The sequence below is a fragment of the Paenibacillus sp. Y568 genome, assembly GCF_059445545.1.
In genome coordinates, this window is the sequence record NZ_JCAIUM010000026.1 from 1 (window position 1) to 19016 (window position 19016).

Consider the following 19016-nt stretch of genomic DNA (forward strand, 5'->3'; position numbering starts at 1 on the left):
TCATTTAAAACAAACTGACGAGAAATTACTTTCTCTATCAAATGATTTCTCATTTGTTTTGATTTCACTTTCGTGAAATCTACTCACTCGTTGTTCAGTTTTCAAAGACCAATTTGTTCATTTCGTTATCACCAGTTGTTCTCGGCGACAACTTCTATATAATATCATGTCCGGCTTGATTATGCAAGAAGTTTTTTTCAAAACTTTTAAATCATATTCAATTTCTACTGAGCATTTCTGTTCCTCTCAGTTTCCGGATTTAAAATATACCACGCTTGTCTTACTCTTAGCAAGTTATAAATATTTACAAATACCTTTTTTTAGTCCAATCACGTTTCAAGAGCAATATACCAGGTACTAGATCTCTTCTATAACAATCGCTTAATTCATTACGAATCTAGACACTTCTAGGTTAATTAAAATAATGACCCTATAATGAAGTGTTTACAGTTGCTATTGCTTATCATCCATAAATATAAAAATCCCCCGCCATGATGACATGGATCCGAGGGATTTAATTAATTAGTTATCTATATAGTAGGGGCAGTTTCTCCACCCTGTCTAGAAATAGCAAATAATGCTATCCATATCAGAATAAATCCAAGTATTTGCGTCTGTGTAAGAACGATATCAAATACAATCCAGTTAATAAGTACTCCCACCATCGGAAAACTTAATTCCGCTAAAGTAGCTACTGAAGCCTTGGTAGTTGTCAGTCCCTTATAATAAACCAACAAACTAAGCAGGCCAGGTAATAATGCTTGGCCCAAAAGATTTATAGTGACCGCCATCAGCGCATTGGATTCGGTTGGTAAATTCCAAACACCACCTTCACCCCAAGTGATAACAAGTAATAATGGCAATGCCAGAATGAATCTTAGAGAAGCAACCGTCTCATATTTCATTTGTCCAACCATCAGACGACCCATCACGGTAGATCCACCCCATAAGGCTGCAGCGCCTAGAGAAAGCAAACTACCCACTTCTATAAAATCTTTCCAATGTCCTACAGGAATTTCAAATCCAAAGGCAAGTAAATATGTGCCTATAAGAGCCAACGGGAACAATAATGAAAAGTTCTTCGGTAATCGTTCCTTCAGAAGGATTCTTGCCATGATAATAGCGAATATCGGTTGTAATTTCTGTAGCAACACTACAGCATTTAGATTCCCATTAGCCAGTCCCATCGTAAATAGAATCGTCGCAAGTGCTGATCCACCCCACGATATAAAGAGTAGTGCAACAGCATGCCGCATCCGTAATCCACGCAGTTCATGACGGTTCTTCCAAAGTATTGGAGCAACAATTAACGCAATAACAATATGCTCAAGCAGTACAATTTGAGTTGAAGTCATTGATTTCAATAAAATGATTCTGAATAATGGGTCAACCCCCCATAGCGCTGCTCCCAACACAACCAACCAAAATCCACTCTTGGAGCGTTTCTCTGTTACCGATAAATTCGGTTTCACACTTCCCACTGCATTGTTCATCTTCTCTGTCCCCTTACTCTGAATATGGGGTCTTACAGCAGAAATCCCCCGTTATCGACAGATGTCGACATTACGAGGGATGATCAAATAAGCTCACGTTTAGCCTAAAAAGCCACGTCATGCATTATCGTTGATCTTCTCCCATCCGGACTTTACCGTCGGCCTTGGAGTCACACCAAGTCAGTCGCCATCACTATCATGGTGGCGAGTCGCGGGCTATAAGTTCATTTATGTTTTAGTCTGTCTATTCATCATAAAAGTAACTCTCACCGCCGGTTAGGAATTTCACCTTACCCCGAAGATCCATATTCAATTTTTATATTTTTTTATAGGATGTCATCATATTACGACAACAAATGCTATATCTCTATTAAAATGGTCACAATGAAATTAGTCAATGTTTTGTTTCTGTAAATTCATTAAAAAGCTATAAATGATGGGTATAAATGATATTCATCATACAGAAAACTGGAGTTATAAAAAAAGTGCAGTCACTTGCAACATTTTACTACTTTTATCCATCTATAGTTATAAGAGGTGAACCCAATGAAAACAATTAAACGTAAATATAATGCCACTAAAACCATTATTACATGTAGCGTCTTGGCAGCTTCTCTATCTTTTGGAACAGCTGCATTTGCTTTCTCAGATTTATCTGGTAATTCGGCTGAGGTTAAGATCAATGCACTTCAAGCATCAGGAGTGATTAGCGGTGTAACGCAAGATCTATTCGCACCTAAGTCCAAAGTGACCTATGCTCAAGGAATTCAATTACTAAGCAATGCCTTTCAGTTAAAGTTAACTAGCCCTCAATCCACTGCTAGTGATTATTTTGCCAAAGTGGAAGATAACGCTTGGTACTCCGAAGCCTTTGTGAGCGCCCAACAAAATGGACTATCGATTGATAAGAACGTAAATCCTTCAGATCCAATGAATCGTGCTCAATTTGCACACTTACTGCACCAAGCACTCTTAACAAAGGGGAATTTCCCCGCTACCACAATATTTTTTAACATATCTGATGGAGAGAAGCTCCCTCAAGATGTATTGAACAGTTTACAGGCGTTACTTAACATGAAAGTTATCAATTTAGATAAAGAGGATAACTTCCGACCCAATGAAGCCATTACTCGTGCCGATGCTGCTGTCCTCATCTATGATGCTACAGAGTTGGCAAAGCGTATTCTACCCGAAGAAGTTACTACTCCTAATCCAGCCTATGAAGCGATCGTATCGATCGAAAAAGCGGCAGATGGTGTAAACAAAGTATCCCTCACGGTGGATAACCTTCCAAACCCAGGTTATGAACTCTCTATTGACCGTATTGAATTCGGTAAAAATATGACTGCGACTGTATATTTCAGTGTCTCTAGTCCTAACCCTAACAACATGTACATTCAGGTTATTTCCAAATCAACAGCCATCACATATATACCTGATAACTATAAGGTAGTGGCAAAATACGAAGCTTCTTCCAGTGTAATCAGTCCATTCACTTTGCTACGTTCTTACCCTGAAGCTCCAACCACTTCAATAGAAGATCCTGCAAATCTAATTGCAAAGTAAGCCCTGACTTGTAATGAAACCTAAATACCTTGTTGCTTCAGTTACTTTAACCTTCTTTATATAGAGAACAAGCTACCGGCATTATAAACAAACACAAGGCTCTCGTCATATGACGGAACCTTGTGTTTGGTGTACCTACATGATTTCAAATGTGATACTTTGTGATTTACGGTCTTCTTTTAAACGACATAATCACGATATTTCTCAACAACTTTAGGTCGACACTCTAGATTTATACGAGTACCCTCAGGATCATATGCGGTAGAAATAACATGAGCATGTTCATTCAGATAGGAAACGACTTGCCCTTCCTCGTATGGAATCAACATTTCACATTGAATATAATCTCTAAATATATAGGAACGTATCAATTCCACAAGTTCAGATAAGCCTACTCTCGGTTTCGCGGCAAGATAGATACAATGATCTTTCACCGTAGGAATCGTACAATCATCGACCCTGTCACATTTATTATAGGCCAGAATCGTCTCAATATCTGTGATGCCAATATCTTTTAACGTGTTATCCGTAATGTTCATCAACTGCTCATACTCTGGGTTTGAATAATCAATGACATGAATGAGTAGGTCAGCTTCAGCCACTTCTTCAAGTGTCGAACGGAACGCCTTAACGAGATGATGCGGAAGTTTGCTAACAAACCCCACGGTATCTGTTAAGAGGAAAGACTTATTATCTTTTAGACGGATATTTCTAACCGATGTCTCTAGGGTTGCAAACAACATATCTTTTTCAAACACCAACTTCTCCGTAGAAGGATTAAAAGACTCCACAAGTGCATTCATAACCGTTGATTTACCGGCATTTGTATATCCAACAAGCGATACTACGGGCAGTTCGTTTCTCTGACGTTTCTTACGTTGGGTTTGGCGCTGAGATACAAGAGTTTCTAATTCTTTATTCAATGCATTAATCTTATCCTCAATTCTGCGACGATCCAGTTCTAGCTTCGTTTCCCCTGCTCCTTTATTCTTTGTACCTACACCGCCTCCTTGACGACCCAAGGATTCACGTAGTCCAATTAATCTAGGGAGCATATATTGAAGTTGTGCTACTTCTACCTGAAGTTGTGCTTCCCGTGTCTTCGCCCGCTTCTCGAATATATCCAAAATTAATATCGTACGGTCGATAACCTTACATTGTAAATCTGCTTCAAGGTTACGAATCTGGGAGGGAGATAATTCATCGTTAAAAATCACTAAGTTTGCCTCTTGCTCCTCATACAATGCCCTAACCTCTTGCACTTTCCCTTTTCCAATATAATAAGAATTGTTAACACGTTCTAAGTTCTGTGTTAGTTGTCCTACCACCTCTACATGACATGCGGCAGATAAGTTTCTTAATTCCTCGATAGAGTATTCAAAATCTTCTTGATGATTCACATTGACCCCTACTATAATGGCTCTTTGTTGCTGTTCTTCCATATTAAAACCTCCATATACATTCAAATCAAGGATAACGGCTACGCCGTCCTTTACAGCGATGAAACGTTTAGCGGTGTAATATAAACCTATCTATAAGCAGATATACTTATAAATTCTTATATAAAAAAAACCGCAGGCTATTCTCCTGTGGTTAAGTGAACGGGATATATCTATTTCTACCCAAAATAACACCTCTAATACTTTTAAAGGTTTATCGGTCCGTTAAGCCGTGGGTTAGAGAGTACCCTATCAAAGGACAGGGCATGTTATTGTTATTAAAGAATTGTCTTCATGACAACGACAAAAAGAGGGGGAATTTCCCCTCCCTCTAGATTGCAGAAATATTCGCATCATGCACAAATACCACATCATCCGTATATTCGCAATACATCGAGTTCTCTAGAAATAATCAGACTAATCCCGTTCGCCCTGCACAGGAGCAGGGCCTTTGCACTATTCAATTAGTGGCACAAAGTGTGGTAACGGAATTTATCATTCATCTCTTCGAGAACCCTCCGATCATTATAATTATTTCCATATTAACACAGTTCTACCTTAATCACAATGTGATTACGTTGAAATCTCCGTAGGATGTATCACTGTCTTGATTTTTATACTAAGAAGCGCATAATAAGAAACATTGTTATAAAGACCTTAGTGTCATTGTCAGGAGGGATTTTAATTGAATGCTGATGTTCTCTTACTTATACAGCAGTTCGAACGTGCATCTCTGCTTCTAAGTTGCTTGTTCTGTCTAACTCTTGTTCCACAGTTTAAGGAGATCTTTCAAAAGGAGATCTACAATCCTAGACATCTAATTCTTCTATCGATGATATTCACCTTGTTCGCCATTCTGGGGACTTATTCTGGCATTCATGTAGAAGGTTCCTTAGTCAACGTTCGAATTATCGCCATCATGTCTGGAGGAATTCTATTCGGTCCAGTTGTTGGGATTAGTACGGGAGTTCTTTCAGGGGTTCACCGTTATCTCATCGATATTCATGGCGTTACCTCCTTACCTTGTCTCATAGCTAGTATCGTAGCAGGATTCGTTGCAGGATATATCCATTTGAAAGTTCGTAAGAAGAAACAGTGGATTACCGGTATTATCGCAGGCATGTTATGTGAAGTTCTGACCATGGTCTTGATACTGATATTAGCAGAACCTCACTCTCTTGGTCTGAATATCGTATCAAGAATTGCGACTCCTCTGATCCTAGGTGAGATCAGTGTCGGACTAATCGTTCTATTGATTCAAGGTGTAGAAGGTGAAAAAGAAACGATTGCAGCTAAACAAGCCAAACTGGCGCTTGATATTGCTAATAAGACGTTACCCTATTTCCGCTCCATTAATGAGCAGTCCTTGAATACCATATGTGGCATTATTCGAGAAGATATTCAAGCAGATGCTGTTGCCATAACAGACAACAAGAATGTGCTTGCTTATGTAGGAATGGGCTCTGAGAACTATAATCTAGGGAACGAGATTATTAGCGACGTAACGAAGGCTACCATTCAAAGCGGGGAAATTACGATACGGAATAATGAAGAGCAGAACAAGAATCCTTCTATCAAGTCACTCATTATTATTCCTCTTCATGAGAAGGGTGAGGTAACGGGATCTTTAAAGATCTACTATCGTAAACCTCAACAGATTACATATCCTCTGCAAACGATGGCTATTGGTTTGTCTCAGATTATCTCTACATTAATGGAGGTATCCCGTATTGAACAGGTTAGGGAAATGGCCAATCAAGCAGAGTTCAAAGCACTGCAGTCCCGTATCAATCCACACTTCTTATTCAATGCATTAAATGCTATTATTTCTTCCATTCGTATTAACCCCGATCAGGCACGAGAACTCATTGTCAATCTGTCAGGTTATTTACGATACAATCTAGAATTAAATGATCCTTTCATTGATATCAACAAAGAACTTCAACAGGTTCGAAATTATGTGGAGATTGAAACTGCAAGGTTCGGAAATCGTCTACAGGTGATTTACGATATTGATGATGTTAGTGTTATGATTCCAAGCTTGATCATTCAGCCCTTAGTCGAGAACGCAATTGTACACGGTATATTGAAATCTAAAGGTGTTGGAACGGTTACCATTCGAGTCAAGGATGAGACTGACCATGTCAGAATATCTATTGAAGATACCGGAAAAGGAATCGAAGAAGAAATAATCAATAACATATATACAGGACAAGTCCCCGAGAATAAGATCGGCCTATATAATGTTCATCAACGCGTGAAACTCATCTATGGCGAAGGGTTAATCATTCGCAGACTCGATAAAGGTACACTCATACATTTTGTAATACAGAAGGAGATCCGATGAACGCGATTATAGTGGAAGATGAGTACTTAGCACGTGAGGAATTAGAATACTTAATACAATCACACAGTGATATCGAAATCATTGGACGATTTGAAGATGGCATAGAGGCACTCAAGTTTGTGCAGGACACGAAAGTTGATGTTATTTTTCTAGATATTAATATTCCATCCTTAGATGGCGTCCTATTGGGTAAGAGCATTAGTAAATTTGCAGTGAAACCTTTGATCGTCTTCATTACGGCTTATAAGGAGCATGCCCTTGAGGCTTTTGAGATTGAGGCCTTTGACTATATATTGAAGCCATACCACGAGTCACGAATTACTTCTATGCTACAAAGGTTACAAGTTGCTCATCATAGAAGTAACGACATCGAACAGGTACCCACATTAGAACAAACAGGAGAGCATCCTGGAATCAAGAACAAAATCAACCTATGGAAGAACGAGAAAATTATAGTGACTGATATAGATGATATCTATTACGCTTCTGCTCAGGAAAAAGTCACTTGTGTATATACAAGAACAGAAGAATATACGTTAACCATGAGTATCTCGGAGTTCCATAATAGTCTACCGCAAGATCTATTCTTCCGCTGTCATCGTTCTTACATCATCAATATCTCTAAGATTAGAGAAATCATTCCTTGGTTTAACAATACGTATCTTTTGAAAATGAAAGATCTAGACTATGAAGTCCCTGTTAGTCGTAGCAACGTCAAAGAATTTAGGCAGATCATGAATATCTAAATGCATTTGGTACCGCTTTCTCAGCATCTCATGCTATAACCGACCATCCAACTTCTACAAGGATTATAATTCGGTTATAAGGTTACATTACCATCATGAGAAAGAAGGCCAAAACTATAATGAAAAATACACCTGTGAATCGTTGGCTTATCGTACTTGGTACAATTATCGTTCAAATGGGTCTTGGAACGATCTATACATGGAGCTTATTCAATCAACCTCTCGTAAGCAAATTCGGCTGGGATCTCAGTTCGGTCGCTATGACGTTCTCTATTACAAGCTTCTCCCTAGCCCTTGCGACGCTTGTGGCAGGGAAACTTCAAGACAAATGGGGTATTCGTAAACTCATCACCATTGCAGGACTGGTACTTGGTCTTGGTCTCATTGCTAGCTCCCAGGTTCATTCATTAACATTGATTTACATCCTTGCTGGTGTAGTCGTTGGATTCGCAGATGGTACAGCTTACATTACTTCACTATCTAATCTAATCAAATGGTTTCCAAACAAAAAGGGTCTGATTTCAGGTGTTTCTGTTGGTGCTTACGGAATGGGTAGTCTTATTTTCAAATATATCAACTCTGGATTCATTGACTCTGTCGGTGTATCACAAGCATTCTTATTCTGGGGTCTTATCGTCATGATCATGGTTATGATGGGTGCACAGATTCTACGTGAAGCACCTGTGGTGGATACAACAAGTGCGGATCAACTTTCACATGGTGAGGATAGAAATTTCACAGTCAAAGAAATGTTGAAAACCAAAGAAGCATATATCTTGTTCATTATCTTCTTTACCGCTTGTATGAGTGGGCTTTACCTCATCGGTATCGTAAAAGACATTGGTGTTCAATTAGCCGGTCTATCTATTGGTAGTGCCGCTAATGCTGTGGCAATGATTGCTATATTCAATACCGCAGGGCGTATTATTCTTGGTGCATTGTCGGACAAGGTAGGTCGCTTGCGGGTCGTTATCGGTACTCTGATTGCTACAACAGCTTCGGTACTCGTATTAAGTTTCGTTTCACTAAACTTCGGTATCTTCTTTGCTTGTGTAGCTGCAATCGCATTTTGCTTCGGTGGTAACATTACCGTATTCCCAGCAATCGTCGGAGATTTCTTCGGTCTGAAGAATCACAACAAGAACTACGGGATCATCTACCAAGGTTTCGGACTAGGTGCATTATCTGGATCATTCATCGCCTCTATCGCAGGTGGATTCAAACCAACGTTTATCGTCATTGGAGTCCTATGTATCATCTCCCTTATTCTCATCATCAAACTTAAACCTCCTGTTCGAGGAAAAGTGAAGAAGGAACGGATGAAATTCAACCCGGATGGTAAACTTGTATAAATGTAAGTCTTATAAATATCAACAGACATAAATAAACAATCCTTCTATCCAGTATTGGATAGGAGGATTGTTCTTGTTTACCGTTTTACACATGACATATGCTCTATTAGTTATTCATATGTCAAATCAAGTGAAGCACTTTTCATTAAGTTCATTTCCTTCCTTACTTTACAGTTAGCCCTTAAATAACTGCCCCCTTCTACATCTATTCTGTAATCTGAGTATCCAATAATTTCCCCTATATAATCCAAGTCGTCTTCAAAGAATATTTCCACTATGCTTTTGGAAACTACGCAATCTTCCAGTTGATCAGAGGTTAATATTACTCTCCATATTTGTTTAACTTTCATCAATTCCTACCGACCTCCATGAATAGATCAATATTCTCTCCACCTGGATCCTAAAAAAGGACAATAACAAGCCATTCCTCTCGTAGATTAAGACTACGTCGGGACAGCACATTCATAGATTGATGGAATTTATCATGATCAAATTCTATTTCCCATCAAACTACACAGGTGTCGATGTTGTACTCTTGATAACCAGTTAATCCACCATTAATCGTTATTAGTTGACTGTGTATAATCATTAGAAACTGATAAATACGACTTCATTTGAATTTTTGAAACTGTCATTCAACCTATACAAAATATACCACAATACTTTAAATTAATGTTTCTTTTCAAAAGAAATATTTTGATATATTTCTAATCCAGTAGACCTGATATGGTAGCGCCTCCAATGCACTTCCATTCCTTTCCATGGTCACACATCAATAAATTAAGCTTCAATTAACTACTAATCCTTCTTCTACATAAACGTAATTTATTCGTTTTAGTTGCAGTATAGAATTAATAAGTCAGGATATATTTTTTATATCAAGCGAAGAACATCTGCACCCAATAAAATAATAGAATCAGGGTTACAATAGTTGTTATTGGAATTACAATCAATGTAAGTCTCAAATATGTTTTCCATGACATATCAATCTTATTTTTCTTTAAAATATTCATCCATAGAAGAGAAGCTAATGTTCCAATTGGTAATAATAATGATCCTATGTCGCTACCAATAATATTAGAAAGATAGATGGTCTTCAACGTTATTGGATCAAGTCCCATTTCTGTTAATGTTATGGTTCCGATCATTAATGCAGGATGGTTATTAAAGAAATTCGATAGAATTGAGACTAGTACGCCCATCGTAAGGCTCGCTTGCATTAGTCCTTGGTTTACAATCGGTTCGCATATCTCTACTAACATAGCTGTAAGTCCAGCATTATGCAATCCGTAGATAATAACATACATGGAGAAAGCGAATATAAATATATGCCAAGGCACCTTTTTCAAAATATCCAAAGGGATCGTGCCTAATTGATACCATCTCCAACACAGTAACGTTAAAGAACCCAATACAGCTACCCATTCAATGGGTATCGCAAAATAAGAAGCTACAAAGATGAGACTCCGCATTACGAAGACAAACAATAGCAGTAGTAACATTGACTTCGTACGATTATTTGAGGTGTTAACAAAACCCTTTCTCTTAGATGTATAAGCATGTTTGCTAAAGAAGTCCTCCTCTATATCATATGCAGGGTCTGGCAATGTAGTGGGTAATCTCTTCTTCAACAAAATAAACATGAACCAAGACATGAATAACAACCCCATCGTTGCGGGTACGAACATCATCGCAGTGTGCATATATAGCGTCATATGAACAATTTCTAGTGCAATCAAGTTTACAATATTACTTACTCCAATCGGTGCGCTAGAAGCGGTCGCGATCAAGGCTCCACTTAATAAATAGGGAATCATCTCGCGATGTTTAAGCCGAAGACTTCGTAGAAGTAATATCAGGATGGGCGTAGTGATTAATATACTACCATCATTATTAAATAGTAGCGTCATTAAGAAACATAAAAATTGAATATACCAGTATAGACGATATCCTGATCCTTTAGATAATACCGCTAACCGCGCAGCTGCCCAGTTAAAAAAACCAAAACTCTCTAATATCACTGCCATTACAATAGTTGCCATGATGGTGACCGAGGCTCCCCCGATCTTACTTAATATATCTACAAGGTCTGCCCCTGATACAATTCCGGTAAGTAATATCATCCCTGCTCCGATGGACGCTGGCCAAGCTTCATTTAAACCTCCTGGTCTCCAGAAAATCACCAGCATCGTCATCAAGAACACAAATATAGTAATTCCAATTCCAAAACTCATACTTATTCCCCCTTCATAACACCTCTGTAAAAAACAACTCCTTTCATCGCCTTCTACTTACTTACATTTATATTCAAGACTTAAACAGTTGGGACTGGTTATTAAGTAAAATCTCTTAAAATGGTCGTTCATTTAATAGTTTCTTATAGAAACGAATCAATAAGGGTTATATACCGTCAGAACAAGGAAAAACCTACCTTAGCAGAACTAAAACGTATGGCAAACCTATTAATCTTAATGCCGTTTCAGACAATAAATCTAATATACGACTTACCTGAAACAGACAGCGTTGGATTACTAGTCTTTAATCAGCTCAATCAGTGTAGAGAACAAAATGAAACAAGCAGATTAGATATCTAATCCGCTTGTTTCATTTTGTTGTGGAACTTCTAGAAATCAGCTGTCTTAAGAAACACAATCTTCACACCCACAATTTGATTCTGCTGATTCGTAGCGGTATAGACTCCATAGGTACCGTCTCCCATCCCTGTGCGAGACACAACACCTCCATCTAACACGCTAGCTTCATGACCACTCTCAGTAATATCACAGCAAGTAAAATACCAATCGCTATCTGAATCTGTATTCGTCTCCAGTGCATCTGAATCAGGGATCCTATACTTATTCAAGTCAAATATCCCTGCCTGCCCACTATCGACACCCACGATAAATGGACGTTTCACCCATTCCAAATTCTCTATTTGGTCCGCGACCGAACGATGGTAAGCCGTTAATTTGGCACAGGCTTCGCCCCAATCTCTTACTTCAGCATTCTCTACCTGACCAACCCAAGTTCCCAGTAACACATCATCTAAGACCCCCATAATGATGCTCTCTTTATTTAATTCATAACAAGGATCTGAAACGACCAATTGACCAGATGTCACTTCAAAATCACCTAATTGAATGATCATATGAACTCCCTCCGATATGATGGAATAAAATTAATAAAATTGTACCATACATGAATCAATTTCATAATGCAGTTAGATTTATGATATTGATTCACATACATTATTTTTGTGTTCTTAACGCATAATAAAACAGTTCTGAAATATGAGAAAAGGATGTGTATACATGGGAATTCTGAATGGTAATCCGAAAGACGAACCCTTGCATTACGGTGAAATATTTAGTATTTGGACGAGTTCTATGGGAGCTAAAGGAATGGTATCCTGCTACCAGGCTTATTTAAATCATGCTGGAGACAAAGATCTAAAAAAAGTATTAGAGGATCTTATTGATCAAGCCAAACTGGAAATTAAGGAACTGGATAAGTTGCTGTCAGATAACGGAATTGCTTCCGCTCCAGTAATGCCTGATCGTCCTCCAGTAAAACTCGAAGACATCCCTGTAGGGGCAAGGTTTACTGATCCTGAAATTGCTGCCAAAATTGCAGCAGACACTTCTATAGGATTGGTTGCTTGCAGCCAAGTAATGGGACAGTGTATCAGAGAAGATGTCGGCGCTTTATTCGCTAAATATCACCTTACCAAAACAGCATTAGGGCTTAGAATCCTCAAAATGAATAAAGAAAAAGGTTGGCTAATTCCTCCCCCACTATTAGTGAAGAGACCTGAATAGTTCTCTTCACAATCTAAGATCTCCCGCTCCATGAGCGGGAGATCTTGATATTTAAACACAATCCATCTTCAATCCACTTATGTTCGTATGACTTAAACTATTTTGGGCAAATTACATAGGACATGAATCTATGATTACGAGGAGGCATTTCATTTGTATTTCTATAAAGAGAGCTTAATTAATGATATTGTGGCAGATAAGCCCGATCCAGCAGCAGCTAAAGTGCTACAGGAAATACTTGGTGGACAATTCGGCGAAATGCGTACCATGATGCAGTACTTCTTTCAAAGTAATAACTTTAGAGGTAAGGAAACTCAATTCCGTGATTTACTAAGAGGGGTATTCTTAGAGGAGATTGCGCATGTAGAACTTGTTCAGCACACGATCAATCAATTGCTAAATGGTTCAGGTTATGATGAGGCAGGGGACAGTGGTGCAGACGGAGCACCGTTGGATGAAGCTGTTAAACATGCCAATCCACATCACTACATTATGGCAGCACAAGCATCTTTACCTGTTGATGCTGCTGGTAATCCTTGGTTAGGTAACTATGTATATAATCATGGAAATCTAATTAGTGACATGCTAAATAATGTCGTACTTGAATCAACTGGCGTATTGCAAAAGACACGAATTTATGAGATGAGCTCTAATAAAACATTTCGTGAAACGCTTGGATTTCTAATCGTTCGGGACAATGCTCATCAGAATGCATTTGCAAAAGCATTAGAAACACTAGGAGTGAATTGGGGGGAAATATTCCCTATTCCCAATTATGACATTAATAAATACCCGGAATGCCGAAAATTTGTTGATATGGGTTATCACAATGCTCAATTCAATTACAGATTAGATGATACAAGAATCGGTGAGATTTTTCAGGGAGAATCTCCGAGTCGTAACAAAGGAACCTTGGAAGTTGTTCCACCGCCTGAGGGATTCCCAGTACCCCTTCTACCAGAACTGGCCAATGAGCATAGTCCTGGATTGAAAGATCTTAACCTTTAAAAAAGATATTTCAAATAAAAAAAAAAGAGATGAACCGTTTGGGTTCATCTCTTTTTTTACGACAACATGTCTAAATGAAGTCTTCGTTATCTATGAGAAATAATTCGTAATGGATGGTTCACGGGCTAGTACCGCTTCACTATCCAGCTTCTTCTTCAGATAAGCTTTGTCGGAGGAAATGAATACACTCATAATCAGATCCACAACGAACAAGAATGTAATATGGTTGGACATCAACGCGCTATTATTAACGGATATTTTGTCAGGCACGATCATATCCACATCCGCATTCTCCGTAATAGGAGAGGAATCATAACAGGTAATTGCGATTGTCTTCACCTGATTCACCTGAGCCATCGTCACACCCTCAACAATCTCTTTGGTAGAGCCAGAACGAGAGAAAGCAATGACAACATCTTCAGCGTTGCACTGAGAGGCTGCAATCTTCATCGCTCGGCTATCACTGATCGCTTCGGACATAATGCCAATGATGGCTAACCGATTCTTTAGCGCAATCGCTGCCAGGTAAGAGTCGAACAGACCGAATAGGTAAATTCTTCGCGCCTTCTTCAGAATATCCACCACCTGATGGAGTTGGTCCTCCGTAATAAGCGCTGACGTGTTCAGAATCAATTCATTATAATCTAATGCGAGCGCATCAATGGGATTGATCTCACGTCTCTCTTTTTTCTTAGATTGCATTTCCCGGTAAAAGGCATCCTGAGCAAAGGCAATTTTGAAATCAATAAATCCTTTGAATCCTATCTTCTTACAGAAGCGATTAATACTCGTCTCCGATACGCCTATCTCATTTGCAATAGCCGTAATCGTATTGCTAGTAATAAATTCCGGATTGTGAATGACAAAATTGGCGATCTGATTCTCTCCATATGTTAACTTTTGAGTTTGTGATACGATCTTTGCAATAACTGCGGGAACCTGTGAAGACATGAACCTCTCCTCCTGATCTAACGATGGAATATGGCTATCCGGTATCCCCGTTAGCATCCTTCATTATATCATACCAAGTGAGGTATTGAGAGTGTCAAAAAGTAACCTACATCCAACGATTCCAAGCTTCCATTCTAGCTCTAAATTGTTCCATAGACATCGTCTTATTCTGGATCAGGAAGACATAGTCTAGTAAATTCGGTAGGTAGGACAGCCCAATAATCTCCTTGCAAAAGGCATGGGCTGCTATTTCACTACACTTCACAACACTTGACCGTTTGGTAAAGAAGCCAACCTTAAACACATCTATGGGTTCTAGCAATTCGTTCGTAAATCGACCTGCTTTGTATTCAAGATAATGATAGAATTCATGTGCCAGATGAATATCAATAAGCCGATCCATATCCGGACTCATCTGATGTCCCAACACAGTCTCCAGAGACTGCTGCATCTCTGACAAGGAAGAGGAATAAATTACAATTTCGGGTGGTTTCTTCGCGAAATCGATCTGTGCACGAAATGAGACGTGATGGAATCTACCAGACTTACTCGCGATTTCATATTTTAGTCCCTCGCGCTGACATAATGACCTTACTGAAACGCCGGTATATTCCGCGCTGATCTGTCTGCCTCTATCTAATGAAGATTCCACATAATATGGAATTCGGTCCTTAGGTATTCGGTGAAATAGAGGATCTTGTTCCAACTCTGCACAAGCTAGCATTTCGTCTGAGAGTGAGTCTATCATTTCCTGCATCGACGTTGCCCTCCTCCCCTTCCTTACTGGTAAGCTATGATAAGTAGTTCGTTGTCTGCACTCAGCATTTCCGTCTCAATCTCCAGAATCGACATCAGCTGCTCTTTCGTCTGCATCCCTGTCAGATCTAGCATTTTCTCTTTATAGAATACAAATACCTTAGGGAGAGTCGCATTGGCATCTGAATAAATCGTATTGTCATCTAGAAATTCTCCGAGTTGCCCTCCGTATTGGGACTTGGTTATTTGCGTGAATTGTATGTTCCCCTTCTTAAATCGCACAACCCCTTCGCGGTCGAGCACACTGGCATAAGTCGATTTCTTCTTCAGCAGCCCGAAGAACGACTTCTTCATACTTTCACTACTGAAAAGATTCCATCTCCCTGTCTGTGCTGATATCACCATGGATTCCAAGGGTTGGTCCACCGATTTAGCGGCTATCGCACGCATTTCCTCAATAGACATCGTCTCCTGCCCTAAATCTTTAGATCGAAGTTCCGTCGAACCTGTAGCTACGGCACGCAGAATGTTCTTCTGACTATCGATCTCAATCGTAACTTCTACCGTCTCCTCACTAGCACCTGATTTAACAATTCGCTCCACGACTTCGGAACGAATCCGCTTAATATCATCCTCAGTCGGATTGACAACCGTTCGCTCAAGCTGCTCCTTTACCATCGCCAAAGCAACACCGATAGTGGACACATAGGGTGCATTATTGGCGATTTGGAAGCTCATCTTCTCCCGCTCAGCCATCGCTGGAACAAGCACCGCCCCACTTCCTCCTCCACCTACTAAAGTGACGAAGGATCGATCCAATTCATAATCTTCAATCATGTCATTCACGGTCTTCATCGTCTTGTCGATTGATATATTCATCACCTGTCTGGCTGCCTCTTCCACTGTCAATCCGATATGCTTGGCAAGGGCCTCCCACGCTGTGATCGCTGCTTCCTTATTTCCCTTAGCATAATCTCCATCCGGAATATATCCGAGGATGTTCGCTGCACCGGCCAACGTATAGGAATAATCCTTTCCATTCTCACTTTCGCAAATGATATATTCTTGTGGATCTCCAGCTCTTGGACTAATGAATTTCACTTTAGGATTCACGATGTGATCCCTTACCGCAAATGCCTCATATTCTATGCCCGCAATGTGCGCACTTCGGGGTCCAACATCGGTAATTCTCCCATCGACTACCTTAACCATGCTTCCTCCTGCAATCCCGAGGGTACGAACATCCAAAGATTGTAGATAGGTTCGATGTCCGCCGACTTGTGCATTCTTTATCATGACCTTTCCGTTCTTGATCACGGATATATCTACGCTTGTACCCCCAACCTCGAAGAATATCCCATCGGAGATCTTCTCGTACATCAACGCTCCAGCGACACCTGCCGCAAGCCCAGACAGCATGGTTAGAATTGGACGTTTACGTACTTCTTCAATACTCATGACTCCACCGTCGCATCGCATAATCATTAACGGTGATGTAATATGCGCATTCTTAACGGATTTTTCCGTCATGTTAGCCGTTTCCATCATTTTGGGAATAAGGGACGCGTTGACGACCGCAGTCCTAGTGCGTGTCTTCAACCCATACAACTGAGAAATTTCGTGACCACCTGTCGCGTATATCCCTTTCTTATTCGCAATCTCAACTACGCGAAGTTCATTCCTCGGATCATCCACACTATATGCTTCAGAAGCTACAATAACTTCCGCTCCTTGTCTCACAAGTTCATCAATCGCTGTAGCAATCTGTTCTTCTTTCAGATCTTTTGAGTCCAGATACGTATGATAAGTCTTCAAATATTTGCCCGGAGCAAGCTCAATATCCCCCGGATTAGATTCTGAACGCGCACTGAGCCCATCTAACCCGGAACCCATCCCAATAATACCCACTCGTGCCACATCACCCTCTAGCAATGCGTTCGTTGCTTGAGTGGTTCCATGTGCAATAAAGGTAACATCGTCTGGCAGAATACCCCGGCTCTCTAGAATTTGATTCAAAATTTGAACGATCCCTTTCGCCACGCCATCTTCGTCGTGGTGAGTAGTCGGTATTTTCATCTTCTCAATCACTTCATAGGTTTCGTTGTCTATTACAGCAGCATCTGTAAACGTCCCTCCAACGTCGATCCCGACGCGAACTTTTCTTCTGTCCATATTCTCCTCCTAAAATGAGGCAAGAACCCCTTAAGGCTCTTGCCCTTAGTTAATCTCACCCCTCTAAAAAATCATAAATGCTCCGAATACCACGGAAATAAGGACAGCAACCATCATCCATGGCAACGTCTTTTTCAGAATTTCATTAATGTCACTCTTTGTGAAATCCGCTACCCAGACATTGTGTGAGTTCGTCGGATCGGATACCGCTTGGACATTACTTACGACACGCAATGCTAACATAGCCGCTACAGGGGTCATGCCAGCCGTTACGAATAAAGCCGCAATACCGCTACCAAGTCCCCATACATTTAGAGGCCCGCGATAAATCGCGAGTGGTGATAATAAGGTAAAGAAAATAACGAACATTAAAGGACTACTTGGAAGAACACTCTCAATGAGTGGAGAAATAAGTGCTGCGACTTGTGGCGCCATAACAGAGTTAAGTAACATTCCGATACCAATCATGAGGGCCAGAGCCCCAGCGATATCTTGTATTCCTTCGACAAGAGCACTCGATAGAATATGAATAGGTCGTTTCGGTAAGGTCAGAATAATGGTAACAATCGCACCAATAATAACAGCAGGTACGATATCTAACTTAAATGCAAATACGAGAACAACGGGTACAATGGGGCTAATTAGAGAAATCGCAGGTACCTTTTTGCCTCCATCCCCACTGGTGTTCGTTGGCATCGACCATGCTCTTCTTCCCTTCCCGTCTTTCCTGATATAAAAGACAATCATAGCTAAGGAAACAATAATTAATGGCAATGCTGCAACCAATGTGTAATTGGCAATTGTGTCAACGGGTAGACCCAGTACATCTACATAGACCGCCCAGTTAGATACGTTGAATAGAGCACCCACACCAACGGACGATAGCACGACGACTGAAGCAACGAATTGTGATATTCCAGCTGTCAGCATAATCGGAATCACGATCGTTCCGACGAGGATTACCATACCTAGGCCGCCAGCTGCAGAAAATATAATGGAAGAAGTAACAAAGAATAGAATTGCAATCATCATCGGCTTATCACCCGCAAGTTCAGCAGCTTTGCGTATGATCGATTTCGTAATGCCAACTTTATTGAGAATCTGACCGAACCAAGCACCGAACACTAAGCCTGCGATTGCGCCTGACAACCGCATCGAGCCAGCAGATAGAACGGTCTTCGCGATGGTAGTCGCTTCTGGATCATTCGACATCCATGGCACCCCTGCTATCAACGCAAACAGTATCGCCATCGTGGGGAGTGCGAGAATCGTTGGTAGCTTCCTCGTCATCATTAAACCTATAAACACTAAGAAAATGACCAGAATTCCGATAGCTTGAAACCACATTAAAGATGTCACAAACATTTC

General features: G+C 40.2%; 15 protein-coding genes and 1 riboswitch. Of the genes, 6 read left to right on the plus strand and 9 right to left on the minus strand.

What is annotated here, in order from left to right:
* Positions 1-530 precede the first annotated feature (530 nt).
* The gene (locus tag AC1D7X_RS23690) at positions 531-1493 is read right to left on the minus strand and encodes a DMT family transporter (protein WP_495476229.1); all 963 of its coding nucleotides are present in this window, start codon (positions 1491-1493) and stop codon (positions 531-533) included.
* Positions 1494-1622: 129 nt separating this feature from the next.
* Positions 1623-1800, minus strand: a riboswitch (FMN riboswitch).
* Between the two features lie 239 nt (positions 1801-2039).
* On the opposite strand from AC1D7X_RS23690, the gene AC1D7X_RS23695 reads away from it, so the two are divergent.
* On the plus strand, positions 2040-3059 hold the full coding sequence (locus AC1D7X_RS23695; RefSeq protein ID WP_495458059.1) for an S-layer homology domain-containing protein: 1020 nt from the start codon (positions 2040-2042) through the stop codon (positions 3057-3059).
* A 179-nt stretch (positions 3060-3238) separates the two neighbouring features.
* Here AC1D7X_RS23695 and hflX read toward each other — a convergent pair whose 3' ends face one another.
* Complete coding sequence (gene hflX, locus AC1D7X_RS23700; protein ID WP_495476230.1) at positions 3239-4501, minus strand: GTPase HflX; 1263 nt, start codon at positions 4499-4501, stop codon at positions 3239-3241.
* A 682-nt stretch (positions 4502-5183) separates the two neighbouring features.
* Here hflX and AC1D7X_RS23705 point away from each other — a divergent pair.
* From AC1D7X_RS23705 to AC1D7X_RS23715, 3 genes are all read left to right on the plus strand, one after another.
* The gene (locus AC1D7X_RS23705; RefSeq protein ID WP_495458057.1) at positions 5184-6845 is read left to right on the plus strand and encodes a LytS/YhcK type 5TM receptor domain-containing protein; all 1662 of its coding nucleotides are present in this window, start codon (positions 5184-5186) and stop codon (positions 6843-6845) included.
* Positions 6842-7591 carry a LytR/AlgR family response regulator transcription factor gene (locus tag AC1D7X_RS23710; RefSeq protein WP_495458056.1) on the plus strand — a complete coding sequence of 250 codons (750 nt, stop codon included), beginning with the start codon at positions 6842-6844 and terminating at the stop codon, positions 7589-7591. The genes AC1D7X_RS23705 and AC1D7X_RS23710 overlap by 4 nt, the downstream gene beginning before the upstream one ends.
* A gap of 119 nt (positions 7592-7710) precedes the next feature.
* Positions 7711-8943, plus strand: a complete 1233-nt coding sequence (locus AC1D7X_RS23715; RefSeq protein ID WP_495458055.1) for an L-lactate MFS transporter — start codon at positions 7711-7713, stop codon at positions 8941-8943.
* 110 nt (positions 8944-9053) lie between these two features.
* Here the strand turns inward: AC1D7X_RS23715 and AC1D7X_RS23720 are convergent, their stop codons facing one another.
* From AC1D7X_RS23720 to AC1D7X_RS23730, 3 genes are all read right to left on the minus strand, one after another.
* The gene (locus tag AC1D7X_RS23720; RefSeq protein ID WP_495476231.1) at positions 9054-9296 is read right to left on the minus strand and encodes a hypothetical protein; all 243 of its coding nucleotides are present in this window, start codon (positions 9294-9296) and stop codon (positions 9054-9056) included.
* A 525-nt stretch (positions 9297-9821) separates the two neighbouring features.
* Positions 9822-11177 (minus strand): arsenic transporter, encoded by a 1356-nt coding sequence (locus AC1D7X_RS23725; protein ID WP_495476232.1) that lies wholly within the window; start codon positions 11175-11177, stop codon positions 9822-9824.
* A 389-nt stretch (positions 11178-11566) separates the two neighbouring features.
* Positions 11567-12091, minus strand: a complete 525-nt coding sequence (locus AC1D7X_RS23730) for a DUF4241 domain-containing protein (RefSeq protein ID WP_495476233.1) — start codon at positions 12089-12091, stop codon at positions 11567-11569.
* Between the two features lie 163 nt (positions 12092-12254).
* Between AC1D7X_RS23730 and AC1D7X_RS23735 the strand changes: the two genes are divergently transcribed.
* Together AC1D7X_RS23735 and AC1D7X_RS23740 are read left to right on the plus strand one after the other, a co-directional pair.
* Positions 12255-12761: a DUF3231 family protein gene (locus tag AC1D7X_RS23735; protein WP_495458051.1), complete on the plus strand. Its 507-nt coding sequence runs from the start codon at positions 12255-12257 to the stop codon at positions 12759-12761.
* A 153-nt stretch (positions 12762-12914) separates the two neighbouring features.
* Positions 12915-13769 carry a manganese catalase family protein gene (locus AC1D7X_RS23740; protein WP_495476234.1) on the plus strand — a complete coding sequence of 285 codons (855 nt, stop codon included), beginning with the start codon at positions 12915-12917 and terminating at the stop codon, positions 13767-13769.
* A gap of 90 nt (positions 13770-13859) precedes the next feature.
* On the opposite strand, the gene AC1D7X_RS23745 is transcribed toward AC1D7X_RS23740, so the two are convergent.
* The 4 genes from AC1D7X_RS23745 to AC1D7X_RS23760 form a co-directional block, all read right to left on the minus strand.
* Positions 13860-14720 (minus strand): MurR/RpiR family transcriptional regulator, encoded by an 861-nt coding sequence (locus tag AC1D7X_RS23745; protein WP_495458049.1) that lies wholly within the window; start codon positions 14718-14720, stop codon positions 13860-13862.
* A gap of 106 nt (positions 14721-14826) precedes the next feature.
* Positions 14827-15477: a hypothetical protein gene (locus AC1D7X_RS23750; RefSeq protein ID WP_495458048.1), complete on the minus strand. Its 651-nt coding sequence runs from the start codon at positions 15475-15477 to the stop codon at positions 14827-14829.
* Positions 15478-15500: 23 nt separating this feature from the next.
* Positions 15501-17648, minus strand: a complete 2148-nt coding sequence (locus AC1D7X_RS23755) for a hydantoinase/oxoprolinase family protein (protein ID WP_495476235.1) — start codon at positions 17646-17648, stop codon at positions 15501-15503.
* Positions 17649-17711: 63 nt separating this feature from the next.
* On the minus strand, positions 17712-19007 hold the full coding sequence (locus AC1D7X_RS23760; protein ID WP_495476236.1) for a citrate transporter: 1296 nt from the start codon (positions 19005-19007) through the stop codon (positions 17712-17714).
* Positions 19008-19016 lie beyond the last annotated feature (9 nt).